The sequence below is a fragment of the uncultured Campylobacter sp. genome (genome assembly GCF_938017615.1).
GTDB lineage: Bacteria > Campylobacterota > Campylobacteria > Campylobacterales > Campylobacteraceae > Campylobacter_B.
Genome location: NZ_CALIJA010000030.1, coordinates 1 through 4,404, shown reverse-complemented (window position 1 = coordinate 4,404; position 4,404 = coordinate 1). Strand labels below are relative to the sequence as shown.

Below are 4,404 nucleotides of genomic sequence, written 5' to 3'. Positions count from 1 at the left end.
TCCAAAAAGCACTTATTTTGAAATCATGCGGGTAGAACCTATGAGACTGCGTTTGCGAGCTTTTGTAAGAATTTGATGGCAAACCGCTCAGCGCGTTTAAAAATTTTATTCGTGTGTAGAGCTCTCATTTGCGTTTTAAATTTTGCCATTGTGGCGGAATTTTGCTCACGTGGTAAGGGCTTGCATGCAAGCTGACCGTGAATCTAAGAAGGATTTGGACGCTAGATTTATTAGAGCGTTTAGCGGCGCAATGCCGTGCCTGCGCATAAAATATCGTGCTGTAAGCGATTTAAAAAGCTTTTTCGCTTCGTATAAATCTCACGCCGCGAGCGTTTAAAAGCCGCAAGAGCTTTAAAAATTTAAATTGGAAAGATTGAATGACATTTTTTTCGCCCGAGTTTGTCCTTGCTTTTTTAGCGTTTTTAATCGTTTATTGGACGCTCAAAAATCATATTTTCGCGCAAAAAATCCTGATCCTGTTAGCAAGCTACGGCTTTATGTGCTCCGTAAATCCTCGCTTTGCGCTGGTGCTTGCAGCCTATAGCGCTTTCGTATATTTTGCAGGGGTGTGTATCGCTCGCGCTAATCGCGTAGTCGCAAAAGCCATACCGCCCGCAAAGCAGTCTTCGCATAAGAAAAAGCTCTCGCGTAAAGTGGCAACCAAGCAGATGGGTGTAACAAAACAAGCTGGCATAGCAAAGCAGGTGCAAAAAGCGGGGTTAGCGAAGCAGCTCCCACTACCCACTACGAAGGCACGCGCAGTGATGCTTGCGGCGGTTGCTGGCGGCTTATTTTTTCTCGCGTTTTTTAAATATTATGGCTACGTCAGGGAGTTTTTCAATGCCGTGCTTGCCGCGCTGCACCTAGGTGCCGTTGATAGCGTGGCGTTTCCGCTTGGAATTTCATATTATGTTTTTATGTCGATCACCTATTTCGTCTCGGTTTATAGGCGCGAATGCGGCGAGCAGGGCTTTTTGAGCTTGGCGTGCTTTTTAGCATTTTTCCCCAGCGTCGTGATGGGTCCTATCGGACGCGCTAGCGCAGCAAAGAGGATAGAGCCAGTACTGCCGCAGTTTGATCGCTTCAAGCACTTTGGCAATGCCGATGAAATTTATGTGCTTATAATTTTTGCCTTAGTTAAGATGTTGCTTATTAGCGGCTATTTGGGCGCGTATTATAGCGATGTGATTTCGGGCGTTTACGGCGATGAGCCTGAGTTCTCCGCGGCGCAAATTCTAGCTGCACTGCTGCTTTATGGCGTGGTGCTTTATACGAATTTTAGCGGTTTTATCGATATGGCGCGTGCGCTTGGACTTGCGATGGGCTTTAAGCTGCCGCAGAATTTTAATATGCCCTATGCGGCTAAGAATTTAGGCGAGTTTTGGGATCGCTGGCATATCAGTTTATCCACGTTTATACGCGATTATATTTATATTCCGCTTGGTGGCTCGCGCAATGGCTTTGCGCGCACCTGCGTAAATTTGCTAATCGCGTTTGCGCTCTCGGGCATTTGGCACGGTGCGGGATTAAATTTTTTGATTTGGGGGCTTTTGCATGGAGTGGCGCTTGTATTTTTAAAATGTCTTGCCAAAGTGGGCGTAAAGCCGCTAAATCCGTATTTGGCACTATTTTGTACCTATATTTTTGTAAGTTTCGCTTGGATTTTTTTCGCCAATTCCCTTCCGGATGCGGCGGCGATTTTGGGTGCTTTTGCCCGCGCGCGAGCTTTTGGAGATATTAGCGAGCTAGCGGTGCTTGCGGTGATTTTAGCGGGGATTTTTGTTTATCCTAAAATTTCAGCTCTTAAAGATACTTTGATCGCGCTTTTTGCCGAGCTGCCGTTTTTACCTAAAGCTCTCGTGCTCGGCATGATCTTCACGCTGATTTTCGCGCTGATGCCAAGCGGAATTCCAAATTTCATCTACGCAGGATTTTAGATGCTTAGGTTTGTTTCGACTCTGCTTTTTGCGCTGTTTTTCTCGGCATTTTTTATGCAAGGCTCGCTGCTTTATTATTTGGAGCAGCGATTTCACGATGACTTTGGGCTAGAAGAATGGCTGCGCCGCTCGCCGTTTCGCGTAGGTGGAGAGATCTACGAAAAGATTGCAAATGTCGCAGATAAGCTAGAGCAGCGTATCAAAGGCGAGGATCTTAGCAAGGATGAGGACGCAAGTCCGCATAGCGGAAGCAAAAATTTTAAAAAACCTGCGCAAGATCGTATGGCGGAAAATCAAGCTTTGCAAAGCATGGGGGTGCGAGATCACGATGCTTCGCAAAGCGTTAAGTCGCAAGGTAGCAAGCCGCAAGCCCATGCTGCAAAGAATAATTCTGCCTTAAATAATTCTATGCATCATTCAAAGACGCGCGATTCTACGCAGGAGCCTTACGAACAAAATTCCATCCCTCAAAATTCTACTTCGCAAAATTCCGTGCCACAAAGCCAGACTACAACAAGCTCTGTGCCGCACAGCTCCGCTGAGTCGCAAAATCCCGTCACGGCAAGCGCAACCTTGCAAAGCGGCGAAAATTCCAATTCTCAACTCCCTGCTTCGCAGGCTTTGGAGCAGAATTTAACGACGCAAAGCTCCGCAGAGTTTGATGCTAAAATTTCGCTTAGCGACGATGGCAAAATCCGCCTAAATGCAGGCGATGAGGTGCTTTTTATGGGTGATAGTCTGATGCAATACGTGGGGATGAACGCTAAGAAATTTTTCCCGAAGCGAAGTCTAAGGGTGATCGATCTTAGCAAGCAATCTACGGGGCTTGCGAGTAAGAAATCTTTCGACTGGCAAAAGACGCTCGATACCGCGCTTAGAGAGAATGGCGGCGTTAAGCTCGTAGTCGTGCTGCTGGGCGCCAATGACGTCTGGGAGTACCGCGCGGGCGGCAAGACCTACGGCATTAAAACGCCGCGCTGGCGGGAGTTTTACGCCTCAAGAGTGCGCGAGATCTACGATACGGCGCACTCGCACGGCGCGGGAGTGCTGTGGCTAGCGATGCCGTGTATGCAAAAGCCGGATTTTGAGGAGAAAACGCAGCTGCTAAATCAAATATATGCCGACGTCAGTATGGCGCTTGGCGGGTATTTTATGCAAACAACCCCGCTGGTGTGCGAAAAAGGCGTCTATAAAACCTATCTGCAAAGTGGCTCCAAGCTCGTGCGCGTGCGCCAAGACGACGGCATTCATATGAGCAAAGAGGGTTGCGAAGCGGTAGCGAAAGAAATTTTATCAAGGATTGAAGTTGAGTAAATTTATAGTGATTTTATTTGCCGCATTATTGGGCGGATGCGCGGCAAACGCAGGCGTCCGCGGCATAAATTCCGCAAATACAAAAAGCTCTGCGGGCTTTGGAGTGAAATTTTTTGGCGATTCGCATTTAGGAAGCGACGCGCTGATAGATGCTTTCAGACATGGTTTTTTCGTGCAAAACAGCGTCGGCTTCGTGCCTGCAATGATGCCTAAATATCACAAAAGCGAAAATATAGAATTTAAGCAAAGCGGCTTTAATGTAATCTCATCCCGCACCGAGCAAGACCCCGATTTCCCACTATGCGGAGTGATCGCTACCGGCAAAAAGGGCGCTAATGTGCGACTGGAGCTAAAGCAGCTTAGCGGCGATTTTTACGTCGAAATTTTGCATAAATCGGATCAGGGCGGCGAGATTTTTCGCGTGCGCGATGCAAGTGGGCTAAGCGCGTATATTTCGCAAGAAGTGCCGCAGAAATGGGAGTATTCTAAGCTGCGACTTAGATTTCCTATCGAAATTCGATCGCTGCGTGATGGAGCAGAGCTTGGAGGATATAAAATTTACCGTAAAAACGCGCGCTTTGCAGACTCTTGCGCGAGCAACGGCGCGTTTAGCAACCTCTACGAAAAATGGGGTGCAGATGCCTTTGGTAGGGATTTTTCAGGACTTAGATACAATCTCGTAGTCATCGCTTATGGCACAAACGATGCGATGGATCCGAAATTTGACGAGCAAAAATTCTACCAAAGCGTCCGTGGGCTGCTTCGCTCCGTTCGCTCCGCAGCTCCCGGTGCGAAAATCCTGCTCGTAGCGCCGCCGCGAAGCCCTAAAGTGCCAAACGCCTCACGCGCTGCGGAGGTGCTGGCGCATTTAGCGCGAGACGAAGGGGCGATGTTTTACGACATAGCCGGTCTTATGGATGAGGATGGCGGCTGGCGCGGCTGGCGCGAGCGCGGGCTGATCCGCCCCGACGAAATCCACTTGCAAAAAGAGGGCTACGAAAAAATCGGCGCAGCGCTGGCGACGAAATTGCGCGGCAGGCTTTAAAATTAATCTTTAAATTTAGGCGGCTCGCCGTAAAATTTACAAAGTTGGCCGCTAAATTTAAAATTTAGCGGCAGTAAGCAAAGCTGCGCCTACTTGGATTTCGCCGCT

Annotated in this window: 3 protein-coding genes; all 3 read left to right on the top strand. The window is 48.4% G+C overall.

Annotation, left to right across the window (positions count from 1 at the left end; all coding sequences use genetic code 11):
• The first annotated feature begins 377 nt into the window (after positions 1 to 377).
• The 3 genes from Q0620_RS01370 to Q0620_RS01360 are packed head-to-tail and all read left to right on the top strand — an operon-like array spanning position 378 to position 4,296.
• Positions 378 to 1,937 (top strand): MBOAT family O-acyltransferase, encoded by a 1,560-nt coding sequence (locus Q0620_RS01370; protein ID WP_298782898.1) that lies wholly within the window; start codon positions 378 to 380, stop codon positions 1,935 to 1,937.
• Complete coding sequence (locus Q0620_RS01365) at positions 1,938 to 3,251, top strand: DUF459 domain-containing protein (RefSeq protein ID WP_298782897.1); 1,314 nt, start codon at positions 1,938 to 1,940, stop codon at positions 3,249 to 3,251.
• Positions 3,244 to 4,296: a GDSL-type esterase/lipase family protein gene (locus tag Q0620_RS01360; protein ID WP_298782895.1), complete on the top strand. Its 1,053-nt coding sequence runs from the start codon at positions 3,244 to 3,246 to the stop codon at positions 4,294 to 4,296. Before Q0620_RS01365 ends, Q0620_RS01360 begins: the two co-directional genes overlap by 8 nt.
• Positions 4,297 to 4,404: the final 108 nt, after the last annotated feature.